Here is a 26,658-nt window from a genome sequence, read left to right as displayed (position 1 = left end):
CTTACTCAAAGCGAAATGGTTTAAACAATCCATCGTTAAACAGTTAAGAACTCAACAAGCGGTATTGAAATAACTGGAATTTCTAGCGTTCAAATTTCTTACGATTACATCTTATGTGGAGGTCAATTAAATGATTGCGAAAGCTAAACTGCTGGAGGCGATCGCGGGTAAAAATCGAGGTTTGCTGACGACCGAATCAGACAAGCAAGCCATTTTATCTGTTATTGCTCAGGTAGAAGACCAGAACCCTAACCCGCGCCCCCTTCAAGTGCCCAACAAGCTTGACGGTAATTGGCGATTGCTTTACACCACCAGTCAGGATCTATTGAGAATCGAGCAATTACCTTTGTTTAAGCTGGGACAAATTTATCAATATGTTCGGGCGAGAGAAGCGAAGATCTACAACATTGCTGAAGTCTACGGGGTGCCTTATCTGGAAGGCTTGGTGAGTGTTGCGGCTCGGTTTGAGGCGGTGAGCGATCGCCGCGTTCAGGTGAAATTTGAGCGATCGATTCTAGGGTTGCAACGCCTAATTGACTATCAGTCTCCCGTTCACTTTATTGAGGCGATCGAGGCAGGTCAGAAATTTGCGGCGATCGACTTCAATATCACCAACCGAGATCAGCAAGGCTGGCTAGACATTACCTACCTGGATGACGATCTGCGGATTGGGCGAGGGAATGAGGGCAGTGTATTTGTGCTGACCAGAAATTGATTTGCCTGAAATATCTGCCAGTTTTCTAGAAACACTTGCCGAACGCTATGCTTATCCGCCTGTCTCAAGCTCAACTCAACTTGCTAGAAACCTGCCCCCGCAAGTTTCAGCAGGTTTACCTCGATCAGCTGGGTACTCCAATCGCCTCAGAACAGCAAGATCAGATGAACTGGGGCAGCCGGTTTCACCTGCTGATGCAGCAGCGTGAATTGGGACTACCCCTGCTGACGGACACGACCGATCCGTTGCTGCAAAACTCGGTAGATGCATTCATTCAGGCTGCACCAGAGCTATTTCAACAGCAAGCGGTTTTTCGCCAGAGTGAACATCGTCGTACCCTGGAGCTTGAGGGCTATTTGCTGACGGTGGTGTATGACCTGCTGATTCTCAACCCGCAGCAGGCGCAAATTTTAGACTGGAAAACCTACCCTCTGCCTCAAAACCAGCGCTGGTTGGCAGAAAGTTGGCAAACTCGGCTATACCCCTTTGTGCTAGCGGAAACCAGTGACTATTCACCCGAAGACATTTCGATTACCTACTGGTTTGTGCGGGCAACCCAATCCGCTTCAGAGACATCAGACTCAGAGATATCAGACTCAGAGAGATCAAACTTAAAGACAAGTGAGACAAAACTTCAGCCACAAAGTCTGAGATTTAACTACAGCACCAGCCAACATCAGGCAATTCGCTCAAAGTTGGGGGGGCTACTGGATCAACTGACCGCATGGCTGAAGGACTATCAGGCAGGAACGCCGTTTCCACAAGTAGAAGCGGCTGAAGATCAGTGTGGGTTTTGTACTTTCGATGTTCGCTGCCAACGTCATCAGCCCGAGACCCCCGTTTCTGAGGAATTGCTTACCCTCGCCGAGATTCAAGAAGTGGCGCTGTGAAATCTCAATACATAAAACCGCTTCCGAGTAAAGATTCGACCTATAAAAATTTGCAAACCTTAAGATTAGTTGTTACATTGCAAGCAACCCACCTCCTCGCGGTAGCTCCTCATGAAATTCTTCGGTATTCTCCCAACTCCTCCGTCACTCAAGTCCCGATCGCGTGTGCACGACCTTAAGGCTCGTTTGGATTGGGGAGAGCCTGCGCTGACGATTGTTGATGTGCGCGATCGCACTCAATTCAACTCGCACCACATCATGGGGGCAGTTTGTATGCCCATTCACGAGTTGACTCACCGTGCCATGACAAGCTTAGAGCTTGACCGCGATATCTACATTTACGGCGAAACAGACGATGAAACGGTTGAGGCTGCAGCACAGCTCCGGCAAGCAGGCTATAGAAACATTTCTGAATTGAGAGGCGGTGTAGCAGCCTGGAAGGCAGTTGGTTATCCAATCGAGTCTGCTGCGTTGCTCCTGTCTGCTTAAACCTATACAAGTTAAGTGGGTTGAGGGGTGTATCTCCTCGACCTATTTAGAATTGCTATAGTGACCCTCGTTTGCAGGGAGTAAGATGAGATGAAGTTTTAGCTAACTCAGTTTCAGTTGATGAGCCAGACTGTTTGGATTGCAAGGCACGGAAACCGTCAGGACTTTGTTGACTCTAGCTGGCATCGCACTGCCGAACGACCTTTTGATCCGGGGCTTTCCGCCGATGGAATTTTGCAGGCAAAGGAGCTAGGAAAGCGCCTTCAAGGGAAAAAAATCGCCCATATTTTTGCCTCCCCTTTCTTGCGTACTGTAGAAACTGCTCACTATGTCGCAGAAGCGTTAGACCTTTCTATTAAGGTTGAGTCTGGGCTGAGTGAGTTTCTTAACCCTAATTGGTTTTTTTCAACGCCTGAATGTTTAACGCTTGATTCTCTATCCCAACTGTTTCCGAGAGTCGATCGCAGCTATACTTCCCGCGTCATTGCCGAGTTTCCTGAAACGGAGCAGACGGCTTTGCGGCGGGCAGGAAAAGTTGCTCGACACTTAGCGGCCGAGTTTCCACAAAACCTGCTGCTGGTAGGACATGGAGCTTCTGTCTTGGGGGCAACTAGAGGGTTGTTAGAAGACCCCGTTCATGTCAGTTGCCCACTTTGCGGACTGTTCAAGCTGGTCAAGCAGGGGGATGAATGGCTGATGGAGTTGAGCGGTGATATCTCTCACCTCAGCCGAACTGAGCAAAATATTCGCTACATCTGATTTAACGGCTGCAAATCCCCTGTAAATTTGCTGAAGAACTGCCTCAAGAACGAGACTGTGAGAGACAGCGGAAATTAAACTGTTATTGACAATGGGTAAGTTCTGAAAACATGACACAACTACTGGCAGGGGATATTGGCGGCACTAAAACTATCTTGCGGTTGGTAGCGCAGGCTGGTGCGATAACGGCAACCACAAAACTGCATACTCTTTATGAAGCCCGCTATTCCAGCCCAGAGTTTCCTGATTTAGCGCCGATGGTACGCAAGTTCTTGAGTACGGCGCAGCAGGTGTTGGGAGAGGAGCCTAACCCCGAAAAAGCTTGTTTTGCGATCGCTGGTCCCGTAGTTAACGATACGTCTGCCCTGACTAACCTGACTTGGTCACTCGATGCTAGACGGCTAGAGAAAGAGTTGGCGATCGCCAATATCACCTTAATTAATGACTTTGTTGCAGTTGGCTACGGCATTTTGGGCTTAGAGGAATCAGATTTGCATACGCTTCAGGAAGTTGAGCCTGTAGCAGATGCACCGATTGCCGTTTTAGGGGCGGGAACGGGTTTGGGAGAAGGCTTTTTGCTGAAGCAGCCAGATGGCTATCACGTCTACCCTTCCGAAGGCGGTCATGCAGATTTTGCTCCTCGCTCTGAACTGGAGTTTCAACTGTTGAAGTATCTGTTGGATAAGCACGATATCCGACGAATTTCGGTTGAGCGCGTGGTGTCTGGTCAGGGAATTGTTTCGATCTATCAGTTTTTGCGCGATCGCCACTACGCTGAAGAATCTCCAGAGGTTGGCGATGTGATTCGCAAATGGGAGGGCGAAAAAGGTCTGAGTGAAAAGACGGTCGATCCGGCAGCGGCGATTTCGATGGCAGCTCTGGAAGGAAGCGATCGCCTCTCCGTTCAAACGATGGAAATTTTTGTTGCTGCTTATGGGGCAGAGGCAGGCAATATGGCCTTGAAACTGTTACCCAATGGTGGGCTCTATTTAGCAGGCGGAATTGCTGCTAAAAACCTCAGCTTGATGCAAGATGGCACCTTCCTCAAAGCCTTTTTGGATAAGGGGCGGGTCAGCCCATTGCTAAAAAAAGTGCCGATTCACATCATTCTCGATCCCCATGTGGGGTTGGTGGGTGCGGCTGTGCGAGCGGCTCAGCTTTAAGTGAGTGATCGGGGATTGAACCTCCTCCATTCAGGTGATGCAAGTGGAGGAGGTGCGATCGCCATTACAAAATGTAATTTATTTAACAGATCGCCGTTATTCAAGTCCTTGGGATGTCATGTCAGAAGACACTAGGGATTGGCTTGACGGTGAGTGGTAGTGCATGGAAGGGGTGAATCAAAGAATGGCTATGGGTCGCAATGCACTCACCGTCTATTCAAAATCAAGAATTCTATCTGAACTTTGGGCCTGTTTGCTGCTGTCAGTGCCTCTCGCCGCAGCGCAGCTATCTCAGGCGGGGACTGCCTTTATCGATACGGTGATGATGGGTTTGCTGGGCAGCCAAACTTTGGCCGCAGGCGGTTTGGGAGCAGTTGTTTTTTCTACTTTGCTGCTGATCTGTACCGGGGTTGTCTCGGCAGTAGGTCCACTGGTTGCAGAAGCTTACGGGGCGGGTAATACCAAGGCGATCGGACGAATTGCCCAACAAGGAATATGGCTATCGCTGGTGCTGTCGCTTCCCTGTATGTTGCTGATCTGGAATGGAGATTCGCTTTTGCTGACTCTGGGACAGGAGCCAGACAACGCGATTTTGGCGGGGTCTTACTTAAGAGCAGTAATGTGGGGATTCTTTCCGGCGATCGCTTTTGCTAGCCTCAAAAACTTTGTTGCTGCGCTTTCACGTCCCCGTTCTGTGATGGTGATCATGCTCTGTGGGCTAGTCTTCAACGGTATCGGCAACTATGTGCTGATGTTTGGCAAACTCGGCTTTCCAGCGTTAGGTTTAGCGGGAATTGGTTGGGCTAGCAGCATTTCTCTTTGGGGTATGTTCATCGCGCTGGTTAGCTTTATTTTGAGCCAGCGGTTTTTTGCGGTCTATCAAGTTTTCCACCGTGTCCGGTTTGAAGGCGCTGTTTTTTGGGAATTGGTGCAGACAGGTTGGCCAATTGGTGTGCTGTTTGGGGTTGAAACCGGGCTGTTTGCTATTACTGCTTTTTTGATGGGACATCTGGGTACAACGACTCTGGCAGCACACCAAATTGCTCTGCAAACCGCCGCTTTAACGTTTATGATTCCGCTGGGAGTTTCCTATGCTACGACCGTACGAGTTGGACAACTGGTTGGGCAGGGTGACCCGCAAGGAGCACGGCTAGCCGCTTACGTAGGTCTAGGATTGGGCGGTACGTTTATGAGCCTGATGGCGATCGCCTTTTGGATTTTCCCGGAAGCGATTACCTCGGTTTACATTGACGTTCGCGACCCGGCAAACGCCGCTGTGGTGCAAGTAGCAAAAGCGCTGCTGGGCGTTGCGGCAATGTTTCAGCTTATAGACGGAATTCAGATCATTGCCGCAGGCGCGCTGCGCGGCTTAAAAGATACTCGCACGCCAATGCTAATTGGCATTTTCTCCTACTGGGTTGTAGGGTTAATCAGCGGCTACGTGCTAGGCTTTCAGCTCAATTTAGATGGTGTTGGATTGTGGTGGGGGTTAGCTCTGGGCTTGCTTAGTGCCTCTGTGATTTTTACCTGGCGATTTAATGTTCTAATTGCTCGATTGATTCAGCGATCGCCCACTCCAAGTCCAGTTGCTCACTGTAGGTGATAACGCAAGACAAACGTAATAGCGCAGCAGGTCTAAGGCGTTGGGTTCCGCTCTGCTCCACCCAACCTACGGTATCATCTGTCATTTGCGTAGGTTGGGTGAAGTGCAACGAAACCCAACTTCTTGCTTGAAGTACCAGTAGGACGATCTAAAGAGTATTAACTTGTGCTCATTTGATGAGTAATAAGATAGGCAAAGCTTGCTCGTCTTAAGTCAGACCTTGCCTAACTTCAGGTGTATCACGCTTGCCTGCAAACATCCCTGTCCCTTTTAGCACATCCAGGAAGGTAAGTACAGCAGGCGAAAACAGCACATTAGTGAGAACAGCTGCGCCAATGATTCTGACCAGGGGAACGGGCAGCGACCTGACCTGAACGCCTTCTGGAATCGGCAAAGCTGCTAAACGAGGCAAAATTGCTGCGCCTAATCCCTGAGCTACCATGCTGACAATGGTGGAATCTTCCTTAATTTCGTAAGCAACTTTGAGCGACTGTCCCCACTCTAGCCAGTGATCGCGGACGGCTGAGGTGCATTCGGCATAGTTGTACAGGATGAAGGAGTGCGTTGATAACTCCTCCCAAGTTAGTGTTTTGGGCAGCGGTTCTGGGGATTGGGGTAACAGCACAACGTATTCGTCTCTGGCGATTTCCCAGGTATCAAACTCTTCGGAACGAGGAAGAGGGACGAGTCCGATATCGACCTGCCCTTCTCGCAATGCTTGCTCAACTCCGGTTGGATCGTCCTCTGTGAGTGTTACTTCCACCGATGGAAAGCGATGACTAAAGCGGGCAATTTTTGGCGGCAATAGGTGAGTGGCAGCGCTGCGAAAGGAGGCGATGCGAACTCGTCCACCATGCAGCCCTTTTTCTAGATTAATTTCATGCTCGATGTCTTCTCGCGCTTGCACGATTTGGCGGGCGTAGTGTAGGACGCGATCGCCAATCAAGGTCGGACGTGCGCCAAAGCGACCGCGTGAGAGCAGGGAAACGCCCAGTTCTTCTTCTAAGGAGGCGATCGCCCGACTCACTGCCGACTGCGAAATGTCCAGGTTCAAAGCTGCTGTAGAGAAATTACCGTATTCCACAACCGCCAAAAAAATTTGCAAATGGGCAATGTTCATCGAATTCATCTATGAATCCATCTATTCAGATTCTGCATAGACACGAACCGCTATCGGTTTTGATCCACAGCATGACTCAAAGTTAAGGTATGAAAAGCTGATGAATAGCTCATCCAACACGCTGGTTTTTCAAGACTGAACCTATGTTTGAATTGCTGCCTTACCAAAAGTTTCGAGATACTCCAAGCGTTCGTTTCTTTAACATTACGATTGCTAATTCTAATGCACGAGATCTAGTTTTTCATGAAGGGCCTGCCATTAGCCCAAACAACAGTGCCACTGGACACTGGCAGTTTTATCTCCATCCCCATCAGGAAGATAATTTGCTGGCGTTGACAGGCGGACGAACCTTTTACCTGGTCAACTTTGAGTGGAAACATCCCTTTCACATTGTCCGGTTAGAAGCAAATCGGGAGATTTTGCGAATTCCCCCCGGCACCTTCCATCGCTCTGAGTCTGACCCCAAGGGTTCACTTGTGTTGAATCAAGCTGTTCGCACCCAGAATGCAACCGTCGAGCGGGAATTCCGGGTTTACAACAGCAGTGAAATTCCGCGTCTGCGCTGGGTTACGTCTCAGTCTGCTCCGCCACCAATCCTGCATGGTTTTGAGGAATTTTATCAAAGAGTTGCCTGACGGTTATTGCCGATACGGTAATACAAATTCTCTAAAATAAGGCAACAGATCGGGTAGGGGCGTTTCGCAAAACGCCCCTACAGTTGTTTGCAGAATTTACTCTATGCGACTCAAATCAAATTGGGATAACGGTTTCAACTTAGCAGCAGTAGATGACCTTAAATTCAATACTAGTGGCTCTTATTTGCCCGCTGTGTGGAGGTTAGAGCTGCGACAGCTACAGGCTTTGTAGCAGGGTTTGTGTATCAATCACTGTTGCATATTCTTGATGCATGTTAGCTAAGGAAAGGGCATGAACCTGCTCGGCTGGGTGCAACTTCTGCTCTAGATCCATCTTGTCAAACGTCGCTGTGGCATCTGAAACAACGTATGTATCAAAGCCAAGATTGCCTGCTACTCTAACTGTTGTCTCAACAGAGTTGTTTGTGATCACACCTGTCACAACTAAGGTTTGATAGCCACTGTTTCTTAACCAATGCTCTAAATCAGTGCCAATAAAAGCGCAATTCACCTGTTTGCTAACAATTTTTTCACCTGCATTGGGAAGCACAGCGTCTTTGAAGTCACATCCTTCCTGTCCTGGACGATAAGTTGAGTCTGGTTCGGTTGAAAGGTGACGAACATGAACCACTGGGCGCTGAGTTTCACGCCAAGCCATTAGCAACTGTGCAATATTTGCCTCAGCTTGCTCGTTGTTACGTCTTCCCCAGCTAGGATGATTGATCGCCTTTTGCACATCAATGATGATGAGGACTGCATTGGGTGGAATGTGCGTCAATTTAGCTTTCACCTACATGAGTATACTCATAGTTAATTCTGCAACAGCCAGACGCTCTCTTTCACATCATATTTTCCTTTCAATCCACCAACAACATCAGTACTTGAGATAAGAGACAAACTGTAGTTGTCACTGTAGTGTTTGTTTACTTCTTCTTGGCTGATTGAAAAGGGAGGTCCTTCCATCAGGCTTTGGTCGTACTCGCAAGTCACTAATAACTGTGGCGCTTTATCCGTAATCCCCATTAAGTGTGCGGTATATCGCTTGCGCACTTCTTCCGGTAAAGCGATCAAAGCTGCTCTGTCATAGATTGCATCTACTGGGCCCAAGGTTTTGCCAGATACATCAAAGATATCGCCCACAAAGATGTCGATGTCTTTAGCGCTATACAGACTTACTTCTCCGACTCTTGATATTTTTGGACTCACTTTGAGTTCTTCAAACAGTTGCTCGATGGCTAGTTCGACCAATTCAGCGCCAGCTACGCGATAGCCTTTGGAGAGCAACCAAGCAATGTCTAGAGTTTTGCCGCATAAAGGCACAAATATACGGCTACTGTGTGGTAGGGAAAGCTCTCCAACGTGTTTCACGAGTGCTAGGTTAGCTTCACTTTTGTGGAAACCAATGTTGTTGTCTTGCCATTTCTGAAGCCAAAAATTTGAATCCATATTTATAACCTTTAAGACAGCTAGAGTAAATAAGGTTGCCCATCACCTGCCATCATAGATAATCTTTGAATTCCAACAGATAACTTCTTGGCGATCGCCATACACGAGTATTGTCAGACCGTAAATTGCTGCAAGAATTCATGGACACGGTGCGTTGCTGGAAGTTTGTTGCTGGAGTAGTTGTATTTGAGAACACATTCTATAGAGATGGCGCTCGCACCTAGGTGAGGTGCAGCGGAGCCTGGCACTTACAAGATTTTAACGGTGCCGCTCTGCTTCACCTAACCTATGCGACCAGCGATCGCATCGATGGAATGAAGAGTGATAGCAGTTGGATGGATTGTTCGTCAGAGGTTTGTGCATAGGCTTAGCGTGCCTATAGCGCGATTGCTAGCGACATTAATAAAATTTTAAGAACAAGTTAACATTAGATTGCCGGGATTCTAAACTAAATCAGCGTATAAATGCTTTGACGGATTAGCTCCCTCTGTCAGCGTTCTCCAAAAGCTGTCTAACAGCCTCTCCTGGTTGGACGAAATTTCGAACTTTAGGCAAAACCTCACCATGAATGTTTTAGTTCAACCAAAACGAGTTGCTCAAATCCTTGCTGTTGCAGCAACCAGTCTTGCTTTAATCAGCATTGCTGGACAATTTGCTAAATACTTTCTTGGGAAAGGGAGGCTCTGGGGGTTAACAGGGCTCTTTAATGTGGATTATGAAAACAACATACCTACTTTGTTTGCTGCATTCATCCTTTTTCTAGCCTCGATTTTGCTTTTTCTAGTTGCTTCAGCTAAACAACGACAAAATGACCGCTTTACTAATCATTGGCGAGGTCTATCGATACTATTTCTATATTTATCTCTCGATGAATTGCTCAGCATTCATGAGACTATCAATAAAAATTTAGGCGAAAACTTACAATCTTGGCAGAGCGGTCCTTGGGACATCTTGAATTCAGTGCTTATCTCTATTTTCGTTTTAGCGTACATCAATTTTTTTCTACGTCTTCCTGTAAAAATTCAACGTTTGTTTTTTATAGCCGGTAGCCTTTTTGTTTTGGGCGCTCTTGGTATTGAGTTAGCTTGTGTACATCATCTCTCAAATATTTGCCACGGGTCAGGCTTTACAGCAGAAATTATCATAACTGTTGAGGAGCTTTTAGAGATGATAGGCATTACTGTTTTTATCTATGCAGTTCTTTTATACATGAATTCGTTTTTAAACGAAATCAATATCAGTGTTGTTAAATCGACCTCGTCGAGCACGAGAGAACTAACTGCCAAGTATAAGAACCTGCTTGACTAATAGAACTTGTCAGCTAAAAGTTGAGTGTGTCTGGAAAGGAGTAAGACCAAATCTATTACTCCCTGTAAACATCTCTCCGATGTTTGGATTGTAATAAGAGAATAATTAACTCTTTATCTCAATTTCATAACGAACGCAATAATCACCAATACGAATACGGTACTGATCGTTAGCACCTTTCATTTTGACCACTCCATCAGGATGTGGGTTTTCAGCAAGTTGTTGGATCTTAATAGCAATACGCTCGTAAATGTCGTTAGGCAAAGCATCTAGCTGTTTTTGCACAGCCTTAGGCGCGACTATGGTGTAAGTCATGCCGATTGATTTGCTCGCTGTGCTACGTATTAGTCAAATGTAGTGTAGTCACCAGATTTGTAGTCAGCTCGAGCAGCTTGAATTTCAGCGATATCTTCTGGAGAATCCTCATTATCAGGGAATAACTCAGCTTCTAAAAGTTCCCAGAGCTGATGCTTTTCAGCAATTTCAAGTGATGAAATTGCTTGCAGCAGTGATTCAAATGAAATATCTACTTTCACAGTATTCTTAGCCATTAGAATCCACCTACTTTTCCCTTCTTTAATTTTATCAGTGTCTACTAACTTCTCGGCGATCGCCCATGCACGAGTGTTCTTGAACCATGATTTGCTGCAAGAATTCATAAACAAGGTGCGTTCCTGGGCATTTATTGGTGGAGTAGTCGTCGTATTTGGGAACGCACCCTACAGTAATGCGATCGCACTAAAGCTTGGTGAGGCGAGAGGGGCGATCGCCCCTCTCATTATCCCTTTTTCTTACTCTCCTGGTCGGCGATCGCGGGTCAAGATACTCATTACCTCACTAGAGCCGGGAGCAGGTAACAATGGACTCCACAGTCCCACTTCGGCAAAGCCGCGCCGATGCAGGTCATAAATGGTTTCGGTTACGCCATCACGAGAGCCAATGACTAGAATTCGTAAGCGTTCGCGCTCAGGGGTTTGGGGTGCAGAAACTCTCTCAACAGTGGGAGCGTTGGGATCTAGAAAACAGTGAGACGTGAGTTGGGACTCCTTAGGGTTTTTTGAGGAAACCCAAAAACCTAGCCACCCCGCACCAGTTCACACGTTGCAGTGAGTGAGAGAACAAAAAGTGAGTTGATAGCCCCTTTCATGTTCTAAAGGATAAGCAACGCTTTCTTTGACATGACAAGTCGGGGTGGCTAAGGGAGTGTTAAAATTCACCATTAGCCGCCAGACTGCCTAGTACAGTTTGGGGGTCAGTCGCTCATTGCTGGTCGCAACAGCTTTGAGCGGCGCTAGGTCTTTGAGGGTAGTGCGGTTGCCGTGAGTAAAAATAACAACCTTAGCGTGACAGCATACCGGAGTAAGCGGTATCTCGTCAAGGTAGGAGGCGGCGGATTGTTTGAAGGATGAAGAGGGGCGATCGCACTTATTAGTTCTATGCGATCGCTTAGAGTACCTCAACAATTTACGCTCAAATTAAATCTTCTTCTGATAGCTGAGCTATTTTCATCAAAGCTCTCAAGGTTCCAATTTTCAAATCTTGATTGCGGTGAACGGGGATTGACAAAAATTGCTCTATTTCAGGGTTTTCGTAAAGTGATGACTGCCAGTAATTTTCCGCAAAACCCAGCCTTTTTGCTCCACAATCTTGCACAACCGCTTGCCAGAAATGGACTTATACAGCAATTTCAACAACTTGATCGGTTGACTCGATTGCATTACGACTGTTGGCAACATCGAGCCAGCCTTCAATAGCATCTTTCAAATTTGCTATCACCTCGTCGATTGTGTCCCCTTCAGTAACACAACCGGGAAGTGCGGGAACTTCTGCCCAATAACCACCTTCTTCTGCTGGATGAATAATCGCTTTGATTTTCATACACCTGTTGAACTAGTTGCTAAGAATATGCTAACAACCACACCTGCTTGCGCTCAAATGTGGTTGGTTTAATCCAGTGCGATCGCCAACCTCGTAAGATGCGTTAGCGCAGCGTAACGCATGACTCAACCCCTTCACCTCACCACTCCCAAACTTCACGATGACGGTATCCGTTCTTCCATTCTCCAATCGATTGGATTAACGTATCCCAAAAGGTTGGCGATCGCACTGCTTTGGCTACGCTGATTCTAAATGAGAAACCGGAATTTGTTCGGTTCTCTCAGGTGCTTTTGCGCCAGTTGTAACGGCATGAACTGCATGAAGAATCGCGGCTGAGTAATATTGATTGCCACAAGGATCACAAACACCAATCGTCACATCCTCAAGAATGACAAAGCCGTCTCGATGTTTAAATGCCTCGCGTTTGACAGTTTGGGGTTGAACCAAAATGAAGTTGTCAGATGAGGAGGGGTATTGATTTAACTAAGTGAGGCGTTATGCTGATGCATCTTATAGGATTGGCGGTTCGTTGTTTTATGAGCAGGGTATGGGCATCTCAGAAGTTAATTAATAATTTCTCCTTTGTTATTGGCCAACTTTTCACGCCATTTTTGGAGTTCCTCGGGTGTTTGTCTTACCCAATCAGTTGCTTCGCCAACGATTTTTAATGGTGCTTGCGAGCGGTATGAGCGTGTCGGATTGCCCGGAAATTTTTTGTCTGTAACATTCGGGTCATTTTCAAAACTCCCTGTCGGTTCAACGATATAAACACGTTCACGTCCATCGCCTTTTGCTAATGCAGCAGCTAGTCCCGCCCCATTAACAAGGGCTGTGAAATAAATGTGATTCATTTTGAGTTCAGGTTTGTAATTAGAATTGCCCCCCGCTGTCAGCAAATCGCCAACCTGCAGATCTGCTTTCGTCCCATGATAAAAAGGTCCTTTGTCAGAAGGTTTATCCTCAAACGAAGTTGCTAATTCATAATTCTTTTTTGCCTTGTCAGGTTCGCTTAAGTCCTCATAGCATTTAGCAATGTTTGAATATAGAGAAGGAAAAGCACTCTTAACAGTGTCGTTATTTATTTTTAATGCAAACTTCAAAGCCGTTTCGAGCCATTTTAATTTATCGGAAATATTTTTTTGATGTCGGGCTACATAATGAGCTGAAATAAATCTTTCAAGGTCGTTTGTCGCTTTGTCCCAGGCTTGAAGAAATAGCTTACTTGCTTCTTCAGGTTTGCCTTTTTCTTCCATGCCCATACCTTGAAGACAGAGTTTGACAACATTGTTGTTTGGATTGAATTCCATAATTATTTTGTCTCTTAATTATTGTGATATCAACTTAGCTGTTTGTCCTTAGTAAAAGTAGGGTGCGTTGCTGCTAAGTAAACGCACCAATTCATAATGTTTGAATGTTTAATGATTGATCTGGCTGTGTCTATATATGATCACAGGTGCGTCATGACGCTACAAGATGGCGATCGCACTAACGATTAATTTGAGCAGTGACCAATATCATTGTAATGAAGACAGAAGTTCGGTCGCCGCCCCAATGAATTGTTAGCGGGCGGTTGTGTTTTGTTGTAACCATTCTACAAATGCCTCGCGCCCTAGTTTGCCCGATGCGATCGCCAACACCACACTCTCTTGTTCATCCACAGAAGCGTCAATTTCCATTCCATTTAGGACAATCAAAGTCTCCGTTGCAGCATGACCTGTACGCTTGTTTCCATCAACAAACGGATGATTCATGATGATAGAAAATCCCAATGTTGCTGCTTTCTCAAGCAAACTTGGGTATAACTCTTCTCTACCAAAGGTCATTCGGGGTTGCGCGATCGTGACTCCAATAAACTCATATTTCGGATACCTAATGCTCCACCAGACTGGTCAATAACTCTACGATGGAGTTCTAACACTTCAATTAACGTCAAATAGCGCATTAGGCTAAACGTCGATACAGTTCAGCATTCTTCGTCAGCACATAATTCGCCGCATCAACGAACTCGCTCTTTTGGGAACTGAGCCAATCCTCCAAGCTTGCCTTCAATAGAACTTCGAGCGCAATTCCATACACTTCTGCCAACTCTTGTAGCTTTCCGAATTGGCTATCTGAAAGGTCAATTGTGATAGAAGTCATAGCGCTCACTTTCCTGGTGTACCTGGGTCAAGCTTAACATTCGCATCTGACCGATAAACTCTCTGTACAGATCCAACTCAAAGCGAAGCCAACCTCGCAGAATGCGTTAGCGCAGCGTAACTCGTCACTCAACCTCTTCACCTCACCGCTCCCAAACTTCCAATGACGGTATCCGTTCTTCCATTTCCAACCGACTGAATTAACGTGGCCTAAAGGGTTGGCGATCGCACTACAACCCCAGCGTATGTTTCAATGCCACATCAATGTTTTGCATTGGCAGTGAACCAATTACACGATGAACTGCTGAAAGCACTATCGTTGCTAAGTTATCTGTCATCCCGACTGAATCTGTCAGCAAACCTGAATGTTTTCCTTCTGGAGAGTTCAGCAAAATAGTCACGCGACTGGGATGCCTTGCCCGAAACATTTGGCTAGTAACCATAGCAACGATGATTTGCGAGAGTTCCGTCTGTAAGTTATCCGCTTGCACGATTAGGGCAGGTCGCGTTTTAGCAGAACTCAAATTGGAATTAGGGAAGAGTACGAGAACAATGTCGCCTCGCTTAAAGGTTGGCTTTGGCTGCATCGTAGTCGTCATAAATACCCATTTCAGGACTATCCCAATCCTCAGAGAAGGTAGCAAGATTTGCTCGCAGAAGCTTAGCTTGCTCTTTGTCGATTCCTTGAGATTCAAGGTCAATCTCATTTGATTTGACAAAAGTAACAATTACCGAAGTTCCCTCAGGTATATTGTTAGGATTTTTTGTGAGTTCTACACGACCATTGCGGTAAACTCCTTCAACACTTACTAGCATTTAACCTCCTAATAACTCAGACTAGAAAAATTATAATCTAGGCAAGAAACTACTTTTGAATTCCTTGAGTCGGAGTAAGATGCGTTGCTGCTAAATAAACGCAACAATTAATAATGTTTGAATGTTTAACGCTTGATCTAGTTGTGGCTATACATAATCAAAGGTGCGTCATGACGCATCCTGCGAGGTTGGCGATCGCACTGAGGAGATAAACGTGGAACATGAGCGACACCTAGTTTTCCCTTCTGAGCAGAGTTAGAGAACTTTGGGAAACCTTCCATAGCTATACTACATAATGCCAATCATTTGATTCTGGACACAGTAGATGGTTTACCCAACAAGCAATTAAAGCCTAACCAACGAACAAGCTTCAAGTACCAACCTCACAGATAACCTCGCAGTCTAATGGTGTGCTTAAGCAGCGATAAGTTAACTCTCACAATTCACAGAATCTTTTAACAGTTCACTCTAAGCGCATTGTTAGGTGGTTTTGCCTCATCGCTTATTCTTGATAGTATCTGCAATCCTACCAATTGCTTTTTTAACTTCATCAAGCTCCTTGGTAACTGCTTTTTTAATTTCGCCAAGTTCTTTTTCAATACGTTCATTCCCCCTTTCACTACTTAAATTCGGTTCCATTTGTCGGTCAACGTCAACTTCAAAAACTTGGCTGTACTCTCGCTCTGCAACATCAAAAAAGGTCAAACTCATACAAAAGGATGGTTGATCGTTTTCACCCATACTCATTTGATGAATATCAAAGAAGAAAGGAAATTGCTCTGAAATAATAGGAACCTGAAGGGGAAACTTCTCAGCTGACCATGCATGGAGCAAAGTTGGCAATGGGTTAAGTTCAATAGAGACATTGATTGCAGGTACATTGCTCAGGGTAATAATACCGAGTTGGATCACACGACTATTTCCTGGCTTACGGCGAACAACATGCCGAAGTAATGGGGTTCTCAACCCTCGTCGAGCATGAATGGCTTCAACGAGAAAGTGGCTGGCTGGAATAGTATGTGCTCCAGCTCGGATATAGTAACGCTTATCAGGAGCCATGTGAGGACCGACTTCGCTTTCACCAAATCCGATCAGAAACACTGCATTTCCAGATGCGATATTCAAACCAGTCCCATTGTCTTCAACACTGTGCACTACATAAAAACCTTGAGGTGTAACTCGTGAAACTGCTTGATCAATCCAATCCCGTCTTGCCTGTCGTCCTACATTAAGAGATAACCCACCATCAGGTTGTCCTTGCCCGTTTGCTCCTGCTACAAACAATCCACCCCCACTATTCCAAAACCCTGAGGCTGCTTGGGCAATCTTCTCTGCAAGTTCTGAGTCTTTAGTTGCACTACTCTTATATTCATATCGGTCATCCTCAGCACTTGGAAGTAGTAATAAATCCTTATCCTGAATAGTAAGGATGGTGTTGGGGTTTGCAGGATCAAACATTGAAGTATCTAGTAAAGATGTTATGACACTACAAGTTTAACCACTTAACAATATCATTTAGAGTAATTCTTTTAATCTAATACCCTTATAATGCCTGATTGGTTAGATTGTTTCTATTCAATTGAAAATTTTGCAATTAGATGGAAACCTTCAATTCAACTGGAAAATTCAAGAAATTAGACAAACTGTAATTCTTCGCATCTCAACCTCTACTCAGAGGAACTATCTAGATTTTCCAGAATTTTTACTAGCTTATTATGGGCTTTCCAATGCCAGCGTGCTGAAGGCGATCGCCCCCACATCCCCACAATAGATAAACACGAGCAGAACGAAGCAGAGCCTTCTCAGCATTGCTAGCCAGAGTCTAACACTCTAAGTCGTTGTCACTGTAAAAATTTCTGACTTGGTCACAGAAGTTTCTGACTTGGTCTCAAGAACTTCCGACATGGTTACAGAAACTTCTGACATCAACACAGAAACTTCTGACATCATGTCGCTATGGTTTTAGTTGACTTTCAAGTGGGTGGGCTGAAGTGCGGGTGAAGGGGCGATCGCCCCTTTACTAGATCAGATTAGCAAGAAGCATTTATGCTCAAGCTAGAGATCTTCTTATTAATAGTTACCCATGACTGACTCACTTGCCCCCTATGGCTCCTGGAAATCACCCATCACCTCCGACCTGATTGTGCAAGGAACCGTTCGACTGGGTGAAATCAGGCTAGATGGTGATGGTATTTACTGGAGTGAAGGTCGCCCGTTAGAAGGGGGGCGATCGGTTGTCGTGCGCCGCACTCCTGATGGCACCACAACAGACATTACCCCAACCGGGTTTAATGTCCGCACTCGTGTGCATGAATATGGCGGTGGGTCATACATTGTGGCAGACGAAACGGCGTATTTCTCTAACTTTGCCGACCAGCGGCTTTATCGTCAGGCTGTAGGCAGTGAACCGCAGCCGCTTACGCCAGAAGTCGATTTGCGTTACGCCGATGCCGTAATCGATCGCCAGCGAAATCGCCTGATCTGCATTCGAGAAGACCACACTAATTCAGAGCGAGAAGCCGTTAATACCGTTGTGGCAGTCAGTTTATCGAATGATTCTCCAACAGCAGGAGAAGTACTGGTTTCCGGCAACGACTTCTATTCATCACCACGCCTTAGCCCAGACGGAACACAACTTTCCTGGTTGACCTGGAATCATCCCAACATGCCCTGGGATGGCACAGAGTTATGGGTCGCTGAAGTGAAAGAGACTGGGGAATTGGGCGATCGCCACCTAGTCGCAGGTGGACTCACCGAATCCGTCTTTCAACCCGAATGGTCGCCCGACGGAGTACTTTACTTTATTAGCGATCGCACCAACTGGTGGAACTTGTATCGTTGGCAAAATGGGCAGGTCGAGCCACTGTGCGAAAAGGCCGCCGAATTTGGCTTGCCTCAGTGGGTTTTTGGCATGTTCACCTACGGCTTCGACCACGATAGCCTGATTTGCACCTACACCGAAGACGGCATTCAGCACCTTGCCCGTCTCAACACCCAATCCTTAGAACTGAGCGAAATCGAAACCCCCTTCGCCAGCATCGGCGGCATTCAGGTTGGAGCCGGACAAGCCGTTTTTGGTGCAGGCTCCCCAACCACCCCCGGCGTAATTGCTCGTCTTGATCTAAAAACAGGTCAAACCGAAGTCCTGCGTCGCTCCAGCGAAACCGAAGTTGATCCGGGCTACCTCTCCGTCCCTGAAACCGTTGAGTTTCCCACCGAAAACGGACTAACCGCCCACGCCTTCTACTACCCACCCAAAAATCGAGACTGCCAGGCTCCCGCCGATGAACGTCCGCCGCTGCTCGTCAAAATTCATGGTGGTCCTACCGCTGCCACCTCCGCCACCTTCAACCTCGGCATTCAGTACTGGACAAGTCGCGGCATTGCCATTCTCGATGTCAACTATGGCGGCAGCACAGGCTACGGACGCGACTACCGAGAACGGCTAAAAGGCAACTGGGGCATCGTCGATGTCGATGACTGCGTCAACGGCGCAAAATATTTAGTCGAACGAGGAGAAGTCGATGGCGATCGCCTCACCATTGATGGCGGCAGCGCCGGAGGCTACACCACCCTTGCCGTCCTTGCCTTTCGCGACACCTTCAAAGCCGGAGCCAGCTACTACGGCGTCAGCGATGCCGCAGCCCTGGCAGAAGACACCCACAAATTTGAATCCCGCTACCTCGACGGACTGATTGGCCCTTACCCCGAACGTCAAGACCTATATCGAGAGCGATCGCCCATCCACCACACCGACCAGCTTTCCTGCCCCGTCATCTTCTTCCAGGGCGACGAAGACAAAATCGTGCCCCCCAACCAGGCAGAAAAGATGGTCGAAGCCCTCAAAGCCAAAGGCATCCCCGTTGCCTACGTCCTCTTCGAGGGTGAACAACATGGTTTCAGAAAAGCCGAAAATATCAAGCGATCGCTCGACACCGAACTCTACTTCTACTCCAGAGTCTTCGGCTTCGAGCTAGCCGACCCCGTAGAACCCGTAGAAATCGCCAACCTACCCCAATGAACATTCTGATTTTTGTGTAAGTGCAGGCAAAATGCCTGCACTTACACAAAAATCAAATCAGTCCCCAGTAAACAAAAGCGATCGAAGTACCCTCGCCACCTAACCAATGCGAAGCGCGTCATGCCACCCACCCTCAAACCCTTGCAGAGGGGGTCTGGGGGACGTGCTTCGTCCCCCAGTGGGGGTTCGGGGGCAAAGCCCCTGAAAGAGATCTCAATTGAGACACAGAATTAGCAAACATATTCAAGCCAAGATTCAAACGATATCAATCAAGCTGATGTAAGTTTGAAATAGCCCGAAATTAGCATTGCTTTACATTCAACCCCTATGATCGCTGCGGTTTGTCTTCAGAGCGTTCACAAAGTTTACAACAACACCTCCGTTGTCAACGACCTCACCCTAACCATCCCATCAGGCGAAATATTTGGACTACTTGGCCCCAACGGAGCAGGCAAATCCACAACGATCCGAATGCTCACCACCCTCACCCAACCCACCCAGGGAGAAATCGTCGTCGCTGGATGTGACGTAGTACGACATCCCTTCGGCGTGAAAAAACAGATTGGCGTAGTCCTTCAGCAAACCAGTGTTGATGGTGACCTAACTGTTTGGGAAAACATGGAATTTCATGCCCGAATGCACCACATTCCCAACGCTCGACGGCAACACGAAATCAACCGCTGGCTAGAATACGTCGAGTTAATCGATCGCAGCAACGACCTGGTCAAAACCCTATCCGGCGGCATGAAACGACGACTTCAGATCGCTAGAGCCTTACTACACCAGCCCCAAATCCTATTTCTAGACGAACCCACCGTCGGACTCGACCCCCAAACCCGCCGTCGCCTCTGGGAAATCATCAAAGGACTCAACCAACAGGGCATGACCATCCTGCTAACCACCCACTACATGGAAGAAGTTGAGTATTTGTGCGATCGCATCGGCATCATGGACAGCGGCAAACTGATCGAAATCGGCACCCTACCAGAACTGCGCCAAAAACACGGTGAAGGACTACTGATGAAGCAGATTGGCGATCGCTGGGAATACAAATTTTTTCCTGACATGGATCAAGCCAACACCTACCTCGAACAGCAGCCCGACAAAACCGGCATGATGATCCGCCCCTCTAACTTAGAAGACATCTTCGTTGAACTAACCGGACGGAATCTAGATTAAACCTGTTAACGAAGCTGCACGAGCGTGTAGGGTAGTAAGAATTCAAAATTCAAAACTTTTCCCTCATGCCTCGTCTCGCCAGCAAAATCGAAGCGATTCTCTATCTCAAAGCTCAGCCCCTGCCAATCGCCAAACTTGTTGAATATGCAGGGTGCGATCGCAAAGAGATCGAAGAAGCCCTGATCGAGCTAATCACCGACTATGCTCATCGAGACAGCGCCCTGGAAGTCGTAGAAACCTCAGAAGGCTACTGTCTACAGCTACGTGATTCATTTCACGATCTAGTGCAAAGTCTGATTCCGCTGGACTTAGGAGTAGGAGCTTTGCGGACACTGGCGGCGATCGCTCTAAAAGGACCGATCAGCCAAACCGAACTGGTCGAACTGCGCGGCTCTGGAGTTTATCAGCACGTTCCAGAACTGGTGGGACTAGGCTTCGTTCGCAAACGAAGACAGGCTGACGGGCGATCCTACTGGCTACAGGTGACCGAAAAATTTTACCAATACTTCCAGGTTGATAAACTGCCCCAGCCCTTTGACTCACCCGCTTCACCGAGCTAACGTCGTGGAGCTACGTTGCTGCAAATCAAATTATGCTGTCGCGCTTCAATAAAAGTCGGCTCATTGCTTGGGTAAGTCTGTCGCTGAGCCTGGGGTTACTTCCTGCTTGTGCAAGTAAGGTTAAAAGCTTCTACATTCCGTCAGAGTCAATGGCTCCGACACTCGCTGTGGGCGATCGCATCTTTGCAGATCTATCCATTTACGAAACAGAGCAGCCTCAACGGGGAGATATCATCCTGTTTCGCCCCACGGATACCATGATTGCCGAAGGTGCCGCTGATCCAGATGTTCCCTTCATTGCCCGAGCCGTTGGTTTACCTGGAGAAACCATCGAAGTGAGAGAGGGCAGCGTTTACATCAATAGCCAGCCGATTCAGGAAGACTATATTGCCGAGCCACCTGCTTACATCTGGGGTCCAGTTACAATTCCTGCCAATTCCTATGCCGTCCTGGGAGACAACCGCAACAACTCCTACGACAGTCAATTCTGGGGATTTGTCCCTCAAGACCATCTACTCGGAAAAATTACCAGTCGATATTGGCCGCCTGGAAAAATGGGGAATATCGAGTAAATAATACCGAACCCTCTATGGAGTAGCGCTATACCCCTCTTTCATCACTTTTGGAGAAGAAAATTCTCTCAATCCGTCTCGTTCCTGGCTTCTAGCTAGGAATGCAGTTTCTGGAGGCTCTGCCTCCGCTTCATTGTAAATGGAGGCAGAGCCTCCGAAGTGGCATTTCCAGGCTTTGCCTGGAAACGAGACGCTTCTAGGATTTTTGTACTGTGAAAGTGATGGAAGAGGGATACACAAAGATAGTGTCTCTTTACCAAGCAGATTTCCTATGAAAACCCAGAGCAGTAGTTTTGGTGCAAAGACGGAAAAGAGGAGACAAACAAAGCTTGCCTCCTCTACCAATAACAAATTGAAAGCTGTACTAGCGATCGACCGATCCCATAATCACGTCGATGCTACCTAGAATTGCCACAATGTCAGCCACCTTCACGCCACGCAGCAGGTAGGGAAGAACTTGCAGATTGTTGAAATCTGCCGCCCGAATCTTCCAGCGCCAGGGAAACACACTATCGTCTCCGATGATGTAGATTCCTAGCTCGCCCTTGCCGCTTTCCACACGAACATAGTGTTCGCCTTTAGGAATCTTGAAGGTAGGAGCAATCTTCTTACCAATGAACTGGTAGTCAGGATTCTTAGCCCATTCAGACTTAGGTCCTTCCGCTACACGCTTCGCTTCCAGGTTCTCAAATGGTCCACCCGGTAACCCTTTGAGTGCCTGACGAACAATCTTGACCGACTCACGCATTTCGCGGATACGGACGAGATAGCGGGCAAAGCAGTCGCCTGCCGTTTCCCACTGCACTTCCCAGTCAAAATCGTCGTAGCACTCGTAGTGGTCAACCTTACGTAAATCCCACTTCACTCCAGACGCTCTTAGCATCGGGCCAGAAAGCCCCCAATTGATCGCATCTTCACGACCAATCGTACCCACGCCTTCAACCCGCCGCCGGAAAATTGGGTTGTCAGTAATTAGACGCTCATATTCATCAACTTTGGGTAGGAAGTAATCACAAAAGTCTTCACACTTGTCTACCCAACCATAGGGCAAGTCAGCCGCGACCCCACCAATGCGGAAATAGTTGTTGTTGACCATGCGATAGCCCGATACAGCCTCCCACAGGTCATAGATCATTTCCCGTTCCCGGAAAATGTAGAAGAAAGGCGTTTGGGCACCCACGTCTGCCATGAACGGTCCAAGCCACAGCAAGTGGTTGGCAATCCGGTTCAGTTCCAGCATGATCACGCGAATGTAGCTAGCGCGTCTAGGAACTGGAATGTCTGCTAGTTTTTCGGGAGCATTAACGGTAATTGCCTCGTTAAACATGCCCTCAGCGTAGTCCCAACGGCTGACGTAAGGGACATACATCGTATTGGTGCGGTTTTCGGCAATCTTTTCCATGCCCCGATGCAGATAGCCAATGACGGGTTCGCAATCGATCACGTCTTCACCGTCCAGGGTGACAATTAGGCGCAACACTCCGTGCATAGAAGGGTGATGCGGACCCATGTTTAGCACCATGGGTTCGGTTTTGGTTTCAATCATTGCCATAGACAAGCAATCTCCCGATTAAAAATCGTTAAGCAGCCACGCATCATGCCGCACCTTACGACGTTGACTTTTGTTGCACTGCTTTTTCATTATATTGGCCCAAGTCCCGTCTACCGGCGCAAACTACACCAAAAATTTAGAGAATTTTCTGATGCGATCGCCCTAATTATCCTTATAGGCAAAACGGACAGAACAGACAAATAGACCTATCTGCAATGTCATTAGACTTTTGTTAAGAAGTTAGACTATACTAAGCGTAGTCGTTATGAGTTTATCTAGATCTATGACAAACCCAGCGGTAGAAAACTTAGTCATTATCGGTTCTGGTCCGGCTGGATACACGGCTGCCATTTATGCTGCGAGAGCAAATCTAAAGCCGTTTGTATTTGAAGGATTCCAGGCAGGTGGGCTACCGGGCGGACAGCTCATGACCACTACTGAAGTTGAGAACTTCCCTGGTTTCCCTAGTGGCATCACCGGGCCCCAACTGATGGATCAAATGAAGGCGCAAGCCGTGCGCTGGGGCGCGGAGTTAGTAACAGAGGACGTTACTTCAGTTGATTTTAGTCAGCGTCCGTTCGTGATTCGCTCTGAAGAGCGAGAAGTTAGAGCGCACAGCATTGTGATCGCTACTGGAGCAACCGCAAGACGGTTAGGATTGCCTTACGAAAACCAGTTTTGGAGCCGAGGAATTTCCGCCTGTGCAATTTGTGATGGTGCAACGCCAATCTTTCGCAGTGCCGAGTTAGCGGTTGTCGGTGGCGGTGACTCAGCCGCAGAAGAAGCAGTTTACCTGACAAAGTACGGCTCCCACGTTCACTTGCTGGTGCGAGGTGAAAAGATGCGAGCCAGCAAAGCCATGCAAGACCGTGTTTTAAGTAATCCCAAAATCACCGTTCACTGGAATACCGAGACGCTCGACGTGTTTGGTGAAGAAGACCACATGAAGGGGGTCAAAATCAGAAATGCCCAAACCGGAGAGGAAGATGAACTTCACGTTAGAGGTTTGTTCTACGCGATCGGTCACACTCCAAATACATCCTTATTTAGAGGACAACTAGAACTGGATGACGTGGGTTACGTTGTGACCAAACCTGGCTCAGTAGAAACCAGCATAGAGGGAGTTTACGCGGCTGGTGATGTGCAGGATCATGAATTCCGTCAGGCCATTACAGCAGCAGGTACGGGCTGTATGGCGGCAATGCTAGCTGAGCGCTGGCTCTCTGTAAACGGCTTGGTGCAGGAGTTTCACCAGACCGAAGCATCCGAAAAACCTGCGGCTGAAGCGGCTCACAAGAAAACTGAAGATGAGCAGGCAGCAGAGTTTGACGTTAATAGAACTCGTCATGAAGGGGGGTATGCCCTGCGTAAGCTATACCATGACAGCGATCGCCTAATCGTAGTCAAGTATGCCTCACCCACTTGCGGACCTTGCCACACACTCAAGCCCATTCTGAGCAAAGTCGTGGATGAATTCGACGGTCAGATTCACTATGTAGAGATTGACATCGAAGCAGACCCAGATATTGCTGAGTCAGCCGGAGTGACTGGTACTCCAACCGTTCAATTCTTTAAGGACAAAGCTTTGGTTGAGCAGCTTAAAGGAATGAAGCAAAAGAGCCAGTATCGGGAAGTGATGCAGAAGTATGTTGCAGCTGCTGTTCCCGTTAGTTAAGCGATCGCTCTTACAAAACTCAGTTTGATTCATTAGTGGAAGTGCGGCTAAGCTGCGCTTCCGCTTTGCATAATCTGGGCTTTATTTGGGCTTTAATAGATCTGCGATCCTAAAAAACGGGTTTGGAATACTCTCATGCTTCAGATTCAGCGCAGTTCTCTTGGCATGATTTTGTTACTTCTGAGTAGTGTCAGCGTTGCACCAGCCCTGGCACTGCCACCTGCGGAAGATGTGCCTGAAGAGGTGTTGCGAACGGAGATTATTACAGAGGCGCGATCGCCCGTTGATGGCGCTCCACTTACGGCAGCTGAGTATGCTGAGCTACAGGCACAGCTTGAGGCAGGCCCCGATACTCGTCCCCAACTTTCGCCCCGAGTTGAGAACACGATTATATTGCTACGTGTCCGCAGAGCCATTCGCAGCGTTTTCCCATTCCTGCTTGAATAAAACACTGATCAAATCAGGTATACCTTTCTCAACTCTTAGGACAAAAAGAAGGGCACAGGGTGAAGCCCCGTGCCTTTCTTTTTGTCCTAACCTGTATGGCTATAGCTATAAAGCTGCTTTAGCTAATCGGGATCTCGTTTGTTCCACCGAGGATTTTTGCGGTTTAAAGCACTCGCTTGCTGCTGATACCAGCTTTGCCACACGCCCGAACTACGAATTGCTAACCAGAGCAACAGCAGCGCAATCAGCCCACCTTGTTCAGGTGCGTCAAACGCAAGCAGCACTAGCGCAATACACAAAAAGTCTTGCAAAAAAATTACCCAGGTCGGGAGTCCTCGCAAGCGGTAAAACCAGCCCACCTGCACCAATTGCAGCACAAAAGCAAATAGTCCACCCACCAGACCGAGCAACATTGCCATCGCTCCAGGTACCTCAGCAGAACGGGCAACCGTAATTCCGGCGATCGCTCCCACAAAAGGGCTAAACAGCAACTGCACGATCTGCAAAAAACGCTGTCCCAAACGTTCTTTAGAAATTAATAGCTCAACCAAAGACCAACTCACCAATACTCCCAGCACAATTCGTGGGGGAATGTGGGACAAGACAGGCACATCTGCCCAGAGATTATCGCTATAAAGTAGCCCAATCATCAAAAGAGGTAGGGCAATTCTCATTCCCACTGCTGCAGATGCTGAGAGCGCGGCAAGGAGCTCAATCATAATGGCGGCTTTCTCTAAGCTTGCAGCCTGTATGGTCCCTCTTTCAGTTTGACATTTTCCCCACTATTCAATCTGAATTGAGAATTACAGGCGCTTTACACCAAACCGGCACAATCAAACTGACTCATCAGGAACGGATTACTCTACACGAATGATGTCCTTCATACCCAGCCAGTTATATCGCTGGATTCCCCAAGGCAGTCCCACAAACAAGATTAGGAACAAACCAGCCATAATTCCTAACATTGTTTTGTTTAATGTGAAAGCTGCCCCTAAGTGCGTCAAAAAAAAGTTGCAGGGAAATGCCCCTAACAAGCTGGCACTGGCATAGATTGGCAAAGAGAGTTTAGCTAAACCTGCTCCATAACTCATGAAGTCAAATGGAAGCACTGGAAAAAGACGGGCAAAGAACATGATTAGCCCTAGATAAACCTCTCCTCGATGTTTAGAGAAATAGATAATTTTACCTGTTAAGACTTTAACTGCCGATCGCCCTAACGTTCTACCAATAAAGTAAGCAATTAGCCCTCCCACAAAGCTACCAATTGTTGCGTAGATAGCAGCAGGAACCGGACCCCAAATCGCTCCGGCTGCAATAGTCAAAGGTGTTCCAGGAATAGGGCTAATAACAATAGCAATAATAATAGAGAGGATATAAATCAGAATTGCTGAAACCCCCATTTCTCGGGCAGCTTGAGCCAACCCTTCTGGGGTGAATATATTGATTTCTAACGCTGTAAAGAGCCACCAACAACCCAGCAAACACAGCAGGAAAATGGATAAAGCAAGAATATTTTTTTTGCTGATGCGATCGCCAACCCGACTGAGTAAGATACGAAGCTTCCTTGAACGTCTTCTTGGTCTATTCATGAGGCGTTTCAGATCTTTAGCATTCCAATTTAGGACTTACAAGTTCAGTTTTTGAAAACTTACTCTCCTAACAGAAGATAACTTTTCAAAAATCAGACGGATT

At 47.3% G+C, this 26,658-nt stretch carries 33 protein-coding genes and 2 pseudogenes; 17 read left to right on the top strand and 18 right to left on the bottom strand.

Annotated features, from left to right (window positions below; translation table 11 throughout):
- Window positions 1-130 precede the first annotated feature (130 nt).
- The 6 genes from H6F88_RS12800 (at window position 131) to H6F88_RS12775 (ending at window position 5,619) form a co-directional block, all read left to right on the top strand.
- A complete protein-coding gene (locus H6F88_RS12800) occupies window positions 131-715 on the top strand; it encodes a PAP/fibrillin family protein (protein ID WP_190643120.1) in 585 nt (194 codons plus the stop codon).
- Window positions 716-762: 47 nt separating this feature from the next.
- On the top strand, window positions 763-1,605 hold the full coding sequence (locus H6F88_RS12795) for a PD-(D/E)XK nuclease family protein (RefSeq protein ID WP_190643119.1): 843 nt from the start codon (window positions 763-765) through the stop codon (window positions 1,603-1,605).
- Between the two features lie 111 nt (window positions 1,606-1,716).
- Window positions 1,717-2,094 carry a rhodanese-like domain-containing protein gene (locus H6F88_RS12790; RefSeq protein ID WP_190643118.1) on the top strand — a complete coding sequence of 126 codons (378 nt, stop codon included), beginning with the start codon at window positions 1,717-1,719 and terminating at the stop codon, window positions 2,092-2,094.
- A gap of 120 nt (window positions 2,095-2,214) precedes the next feature.
- Complete coding sequence (locus tag H6F88_RS12785) at window positions 2,215-2,853, top strand: histidine phosphatase family protein (RefSeq protein WP_190643117.1); 639 nt, start codon at window positions 2,215-2,217, stop codon at window positions 2,851-2,853.
- 110 nt (window positions 2,854-2,963) lie between these two features.
- Window positions 2,964-4,016: a glucokinase gene (locus tag H6F88_RS12780; protein WP_190643116.1), complete on the top strand. Its 1,053-nt coding sequence runs from the start codon at window positions 2,964-2,966 to the stop codon at window positions 4,014-4,016.
- Between the two features lie 184 nt (window positions 4,017-4,200).
- Complete coding sequence (locus H6F88_RS12775; protein ID WP_199333576.1) at window positions 4,201-5,619, top strand: MATE family efflux transporter; 1,419 nt, start codon at window positions 4,201-4,203, stop codon at window positions 5,617-5,619.
- A gap of 208 nt (window positions 5,620-5,827) precedes the next feature.
- On the opposite strand, the gene H6F88_RS12770 is transcribed toward H6F88_RS12775, so the two are convergent.
- Complete coding sequence (locus tag H6F88_RS12770; RefSeq protein ID WP_190643158.1) at window positions 5,828-6,739, bottom strand: LysR family transcriptional regulator; 912 nt, start codon at window positions 6,737-6,739, stop codon at window positions 5,828-5,830.
- A 143-nt stretch (window positions 6,740-6,882) separates the two neighbouring features.
- Here H6F88_RS12770 and H6F88_RS12765 point away from each other — a divergent pair, with 143 nt between their 5' ends.
- Window positions 6,883-7,374 carry a redox protein gene (locus H6F88_RS12765; RefSeq protein WP_190643115.1) on the top strand — a complete coding sequence of 164 codons (492 nt, stop codon included), beginning with the start codon at window positions 6,883-6,885 and terminating at the stop codon, window positions 7,372-7,374.
- A 217-nt stretch (window positions 7,375-7,591) separates the two neighbouring features.
- Here the strand turns inward: H6F88_RS12765 and H6F88_RS12760 are convergent, their stop codons facing one another.
- Both H6F88_RS12760 and tmpT read right to left on the bottom strand, forming a co-directional pair.
- Entirely contained in the window at window positions 7,592-8,164 is a 573-nt protein-coding gene (locus H6F88_RS12760; RefSeq protein WP_347277694.1) for a cysteine hydrolase family protein, read from the bottom strand.
- A gap of 20 nt (window positions 8,165-8,184) precedes the next feature.
- Window positions 8,185-8,820, bottom strand: coding sequence for a thiopurine S-methyltransferase (tmpT, locus tag H6F88_RS12755; RefSeq protein WP_190643114.1), 636 nt, complete (start codon window positions 8,818-8,820; stop codon window positions 8,185-8,187).
- 564 nt (window positions 8,821-9,384) lie between these two features.
- On the opposite strand from tmpT, the gene H6F88_RS12750 reads away from it, so the two are divergent.
- Entirely contained in the window at window positions 9,385-10,128 is a 744-nt protein-coding gene (locus tag H6F88_RS12750) for a hypothetical protein (protein ID WP_190643113.1), read from the top strand.
- 105 nt (window positions 10,129-10,233) lie between these two features.
- Here the strand turns inward: H6F88_RS12750 and H6F88_RS12745 are convergent, their stop codons facing one another.
- On the bottom strand, window positions 10,234-10,443 hold the full coding sequence (locus H6F88_RS12745) for a type II toxin-antitoxin system RelE/ParE family toxin (RefSeq protein WP_199333575.1): 210 nt from the start codon (window positions 10,441-10,443) through the stop codon (window positions 10,234-10,236).
- A 29-nt stretch (window positions 10,444-10,472) separates the two neighbouring features.
- Window positions 10,473-10,679, bottom strand: coding sequence for a hypothetical protein (locus H6F88_RS12740; RefSeq protein WP_190643112.1), 207 nt, complete (start codon window positions 10,677-10,679; stop codon window positions 10,473-10,475).
- A gap of 37 nt (window positions 10,680-10,716) precedes the next feature.
- On the opposite strand from H6F88_RS12740, the gene H6F88_RS12735 reads away from it, so the two are divergent.
- Window positions 10,717-11,037 (top strand): hypothetical protein, encoded by a 321-nt coding sequence (locus H6F88_RS12735; protein WP_190643111.1) that lies wholly within the window; start codon window positions 10,717-10,719, stop codon window positions 11,035-11,037.
- 326 nt (window positions 11,038-11,363) lie between these two features.
- Here H6F88_RS12735 and H6F88_RS12730 read toward each other — a convergent pair whose 3' ends face one another.
- The 3 genes and pseudogenes from H6F88_RS12730 to H6F88_RS12720 form a co-directional block, all read right to left on the bottom strand.
- Window positions 11,364-11,591, bottom strand: coding sequence for a hypothetical protein (locus H6F88_RS12730; protein WP_190643110.1), 228 nt, complete (start codon window positions 11,589-11,591; stop codon window positions 11,364-11,366).
- Window positions 11,592-11,598: 7 nt separating this feature from the next.
- A pseudogene (locus H6F88_RS12725) lies at window positions 11,599-11,846 on the bottom strand (type II toxin-antitoxin system HicA family toxin).
- Window positions 11,803-12,006 (bottom strand): type II toxin-antitoxin system HicB family antitoxin, encoded by a 204-nt coding sequence (locus H6F88_RS12720; RefSeq protein WP_190643109.1) that lies wholly within the window; start codon window positions 12,004-12,006, stop codon window positions 11,803-11,805. Before H6F88_RS12720 ends, H6F88_RS12725 begins: the two are co-directional and overlap by 44 nt.
- A gap of 120 nt (window positions 12,007-12,126) precedes the next feature.
- Here H6F88_RS12720 and H6F88_RS34000 point away from each other — a divergent pair, with 120 nt between their 5' ends.
- On the top strand, window positions 12,127-12,252 hold the full coding sequence (locus H6F88_RS34000) for a hypothetical protein (RefSeq protein WP_277882173.1): 126 nt from the start codon (window positions 12,127-12,129) through the stop codon (window positions 12,250-12,252).
- On the opposite strand, the gene H6F88_RS12715 is transcribed toward H6F88_RS34000, so the two are convergent.
- The 7 genes and pseudogenes from H6F88_RS12715 to H6F88_RS12685 form a co-directional block, all read right to left on the bottom strand.
- Window positions 12,244-12,453, bottom strand: a complete 210-nt coding sequence (locus H6F88_RS12715) for a YgiT-type zinc finger protein (protein ID WP_199333574.1) — start codon at window positions 12,451-12,453, stop codon at window positions 12,244-12,246. The two genes, H6F88_RS34000 and H6F88_RS12715, sit on opposite strands and share 9 nt — an antisense overlap.
- 116 nt (window positions 12,454-12,569) lie before the next feature.
- Window positions 12,570-13,313 (bottom strand): NAD(+)--rifampin ADP-ribosyltransferase, encoded by a 744-nt coding sequence (arr, locus tag H6F88_RS12710; RefSeq protein WP_190643108.1) that lies wholly within the window; start codon window positions 13,311-13,313, stop codon window positions 12,570-12,572.
- Between the two features lie 252 nt (window positions 13,314-13,565).
- Window positions 13,566-13,948 (bottom strand): annotated as a pseudogene (locus H6F88_RS34450) (type II toxin-antitoxin system death-on-curing family toxin).
- Window positions 13,948-14,145 (bottom strand): DNA-binding protein, encoded by a 198-nt coding sequence (locus tag H6F88_RS12700; RefSeq protein ID WP_190643107.1) that lies wholly within the window; start codon window positions 14,143-14,145, stop codon window positions 13,948-13,950. The pseudogene H6F88_RS34450 and the gene H6F88_RS12700 overlap by 1 nt, the downstream one beginning before the upstream one ends.
- 229 nt (window positions 14,146-14,374) lie before the next feature.
- Entirely contained in the window at window positions 14,375-14,743 is a 369-nt protein-coding gene (locus H6F88_RS12695) for a type II toxin-antitoxin system PemK/MazF family toxin (RefSeq protein WP_190643106.1), read from the bottom strand.
- A complete protein-coding gene (locus H6F88_RS12690; protein WP_190643105.1) occupies window positions 14,709-14,960 on the bottom strand; it encodes a hypothetical protein in 252 nt (83 codons plus the stop codon). The genes H6F88_RS12695 and H6F88_RS12690 overlap by 35 nt, the downstream gene beginning before the upstream one ends.
- 495 nt (window positions 14,961-15,455) lie before the next feature.
- Entirely contained in the window at window positions 15,456-16,418 is a 963-nt protein-coding gene (locus tag H6F88_RS12685) for an ATP-binding protein (RefSeq protein ID WP_190643104.1), read from the bottom strand.
- A gap of 130 nt (window positions 16,419-16,548) precedes the next feature.
- Here H6F88_RS12685 and H6F88_RS12680 point away from each other — a divergent pair, with 130 nt between their 5' ends.
- The 5 genes from H6F88_RS12680 to lepB all read left to right on the top strand — a co-directional run bounded on the left by H6F88_RS12680 (window position 16,549) and on the right by lepB (window position 21,292).
- On the top strand, window positions 16,549-16,731 hold the full coding sequence (locus H6F88_RS12680) for a hypothetical protein (RefSeq protein ID WP_190643103.1): 183 nt from the start codon (window positions 16,549-16,551) through the stop codon (window positions 16,729-16,731).
- A gap of 312 nt (window positions 16,732-17,043) precedes the next feature.
- Window positions 17,044-18,981, top strand: coding sequence for a S9 family peptidase (locus H6F88_RS12675; RefSeq protein WP_190643102.1), 1,938 nt, complete (start codon window positions 17,044-17,046; stop codon window positions 18,979-18,981).
- Between the two features lie 327 nt (window positions 18,982-19,308).
- Entirely contained in the window at window positions 19,309-20,160 is an 852-nt protein-coding gene (locus tag H6F88_RS12670) for an ABC transporter ATP-binding protein (RefSeq protein WP_190643101.1), read from the top strand.
- 65 nt (window positions 20,161-20,225) lie between these two features.
- On the top strand, window positions 20,226-20,720 hold the full coding sequence (scpB, locus tag H6F88_RS12665; protein ID WP_190643100.1) for an SMC-Scp complex subunit ScpB: 495 nt from the start codon (window positions 20,226-20,228) through the stop codon (window positions 20,718-20,720).
- A gap of 32 nt (window positions 20,721-20,752) precedes the next feature.
- Complete coding sequence (lepB, locus tag H6F88_RS12660; protein ID WP_277882172.1) at window positions 20,753-21,292, top strand: signal peptidase I; 540 nt, start codon at window positions 20,753-20,755, stop codon at window positions 21,290-21,292.
- A gap of 364 nt (window positions 21,293-21,656) precedes the next feature.
- On the opposite strand, the gene H6F88_RS12655 is transcribed toward lepB, so the two are convergent.
- Window positions 21,657-22,844 carry an NAD(P)H-quinone oxidoreductase subunit H gene (locus H6F88_RS12655; RefSeq protein ID WP_190643098.1) on the bottom strand — a complete coding sequence of 396 codons (1,188 nt, stop codon included), beginning with the start codon at window positions 22,842-22,844 and terminating at the stop codon, window positions 21,657-21,659.
- Between the two features lie 283 nt (window positions 22,845-23,127).
- Between H6F88_RS12655 and trxB the strand changes: the two genes are divergently transcribed.
- Window positions 23,128-24,519 (top strand): thioredoxin-disulfide reductase, encoded by a 1,392-nt coding sequence (trxB, locus tag H6F88_RS12650; RefSeq protein ID WP_190643097.1) that lies wholly within the window; start codon window positions 23,128-23,130, stop codon window positions 24,517-24,519.
- A gap of 135 nt (window positions 24,520-24,654) precedes the next feature.
- On the top strand, window positions 24,655-24,966 hold the full coding sequence (locus tag H6F88_RS12645) for a hypothetical protein (RefSeq protein ID WP_242043421.1): 312 nt from the start codon (window positions 24,655-24,657) through the stop codon (window positions 24,964-24,966).
- Window positions 24,967-25,088: 122 nt separating this feature from the next.
- Here the strand turns inward: H6F88_RS12645 and H6F88_RS12640 are convergent, their stop codons facing one another.
- Both H6F88_RS12640 and H6F88_RS12635 read right to left on the bottom strand, forming a co-directional pair.
- Entirely contained in the window at window positions 25,089-25,685 is a 597-nt protein-coding gene (locus H6F88_RS12640; protein ID WP_190643096.1) for a DUF4126 domain-containing protein, read from the bottom strand.
- Window positions 25,686-25,823: 138 nt separating this feature from the next.
- The gene (locus H6F88_RS12635) at window positions 25,824-26,555 is read right to left on the bottom strand and encodes a VTT domain-containing protein (protein WP_190643095.1); all 732 of its coding nucleotides are present in this window, start codon (window positions 26,553-26,555) and stop codon (window positions 25,824-25,826) included.
- Window positions 26,556-26,658 lie beyond the last annotated feature (103 nt).

Origin of the sequence: Oculatella sp. FACHB-28, from assembly GCF_014696015.1 — a bacterium.
GTDB lineage: Bacteria > Cyanobacteriota > Cyanobacteriia > Elainellales > Elainellaceae > JAAUTN01.
This window is presented reverse-complemented; position numbering and strand designations above follow the sequence as displayed.

Excerpts from the sequence above, each read along its gene's own strand:
- H6F88_RS12690 (WP_190643105.1), bottom strand. The coding sequence starts at position 14,960 with ATGCTAGTAAGTGTTGAAGGAGTTTACCGCAATGGTCGTGTAGAACTC.
- H6F88_RS12775 (WP_199333576.1), top strand. The coding sequence starts at position 4,201 with ATGGCTATGGGTCGCAATGCACTCACCGTCTATTCAAAATCAAGAATT.
- H6F88_RS12765 (WP_190643115.1), top strand. The coding sequence starts at position 6,883 with ATGTTTGAATTGCTGCCTTACCAAAAGTTTCGAGATACTCCAAGCGTT.
- H6F88_RS12685 (WP_190643104.1), bottom strand. The coding sequence starts at position 16,418 with ATGTTTGATCCTGCAAACCCCAACACCATCCTTACTATTCAGGATAAG.
- H6F88_RS12795 (WP_190643119.1), top strand. The coding sequence starts at position 763 with ATGCTTATCCGCCTGTCTCAAGCTCAACTCAACTTGCTAGAAACCTGC.
- H6F88_RS12800 (WP_190643120.1), top strand. The coding sequence starts at position 131 with ATGATTGCGAAAGCTAAACTGCTGGAGGCGATCGCGGGTAAAAATCGA.
- H6F88_RS12640 (WP_190643096.1), bottom strand. The coding sequence starts at position 25,685 with ATGATTGAGCTCCTTGCCGCGCTCTCAGCATCTGCAGCAGTGGGAATG.
- H6F88_RS12700 (WP_190643107.1), bottom strand. The coding sequence starts at position 14,145 with ATGACTTCTATCACAATTGACCTTTCAGATAGCCAATTCGGAAAGCTA.
- tmpT (WP_190643114.1), bottom strand. The coding sequence starts at position 8,820 with ATGGATTCAAATTTTTGGCTTCAGAAATGGCAAGACAACAACATTGGT.
- H6F88_RS34000 (WP_277882173.1), top strand. The coding sequence starts at position 12,127 with ATGACTCAACCCCTTCACCTCACCACTCCCAAACTTCACGATGACGGT.
- H6F88_RS12695 (WP_190643106.1), bottom strand. The coding sequence starts at position 14,743 with ATGACGACTACGATGCAGCCAAAGCCAACCTTTAAGCGAGGCGACATT.
- H6F88_RS12770 (WP_190643158.1), bottom strand. The coding sequence starts at position 6,739 with ATGAACATTGCCCATTTGCAAATTTTTTTGGCGGTTGTGGAATACGGT.
- H6F88_RS12720 (WP_190643109.1), bottom strand. The coding sequence starts at position 12,006 with ATGAAAATCAAAGCGATTATTCATCCAGCAGAAGAAGGTGGTTATTGG.
- H6F88_RS12635 (WP_190643095.1), bottom strand. The coding sequence starts at position 26,555 with ATGAATAGACCAAGAAGACGTTCAAGGAAGCTTCGTATCTTACTCAGT.
- arr (WP_190643108.1), bottom strand. The coding sequence starts at position 13,313 with ATGGAATTCAATCCAAACAACAATGTTGTCAAACTCTGTCTTCAAGGT.
- H6F88_RS12670 (WP_190643101.1), top strand. The coding sequence starts at position 19,309 with ATGATCGCTGCGGTTTGTCTTCAGAGCGTTCACAAAGTTTACAACAAC.
- lepB (WP_277882172.1), top strand. The coding sequence starts at position 20,753 with ATGCTGTCGCGCTTCAATAAAAGTCGGCTCATTGCTTGGGTAAGTCTG.
- trxB (WP_190643097.1), top strand. The coding sequence starts at position 23,128 with ATGACAAACCCAGCGGTAGAAAACTTAGTCATTATCGGTTCTGGTCCG.
- scpB (WP_190643100.1), top strand. The coding sequence starts at position 20,226 with ATGCCTCGTCTCGCCAGCAAAATCGAAGCGATTCTCTATCTCAAAGCT.
- H6F88_RS12790 (WP_190643118.1), top strand. The coding sequence starts at position 1,717 with ATGAAATTCTTCGGTATTCTCCCAACTCCTCCGTCACTCAAGTCCCGA.
- H6F88_RS12655 (WP_190643098.1), bottom strand. The coding sequence starts at position 22,844 with ATGGCAATGATTGAAACCAAAACCGAACCCATGGTGCTAAACATGGGT.
- H6F88_RS12750 (WP_190643113.1), top strand. The coding sequence starts at position 9,385 with ATGAATGTTTTAGTTCAACCAAAACGAGTTGCTCAAATCCTTGCTGTT.
- H6F88_RS12675 (WP_190643102.1), top strand. The coding sequence starts at position 17,044 with ATGACTGACTCACTTGCCCCCTATGGCTCCTGGAAATCACCCATCACC.
- H6F88_RS12645 (WP_242043421.1), top strand. The coding sequence starts at position 24,655 with ATGCTTCAGATTCAGCGCAGTTCTCTTGGCATGATTTTGTTACTTCTG.
- H6F88_RS12785 (WP_190643117.1), top strand. The coding sequence starts at position 2,215 with ATGAGCCAGACTGTTTGGATTGCAAGGCACGGAAACCGTCAGGACTTT.
- H6F88_RS12740 (WP_190643112.1), bottom strand. The coding sequence starts at position 10,679 with ATGGCTAAGAATACTGTGAAAGTAGATATTTCATTTGAATCACTGCTG.
- H6F88_RS12780 (WP_190643116.1), top strand. The coding sequence starts at position 2,964 with ATGACACAACTACTGGCAGGGGATATTGGCGGCACTAAAACTATCTTG.
- H6F88_RS12745 (WP_199333575.1), bottom strand. The coding sequence starts at position 10,443 with ATGACTTACACCATAGTCGCGCCTAAGGCTGTGCAAAAACAGCTAGAT.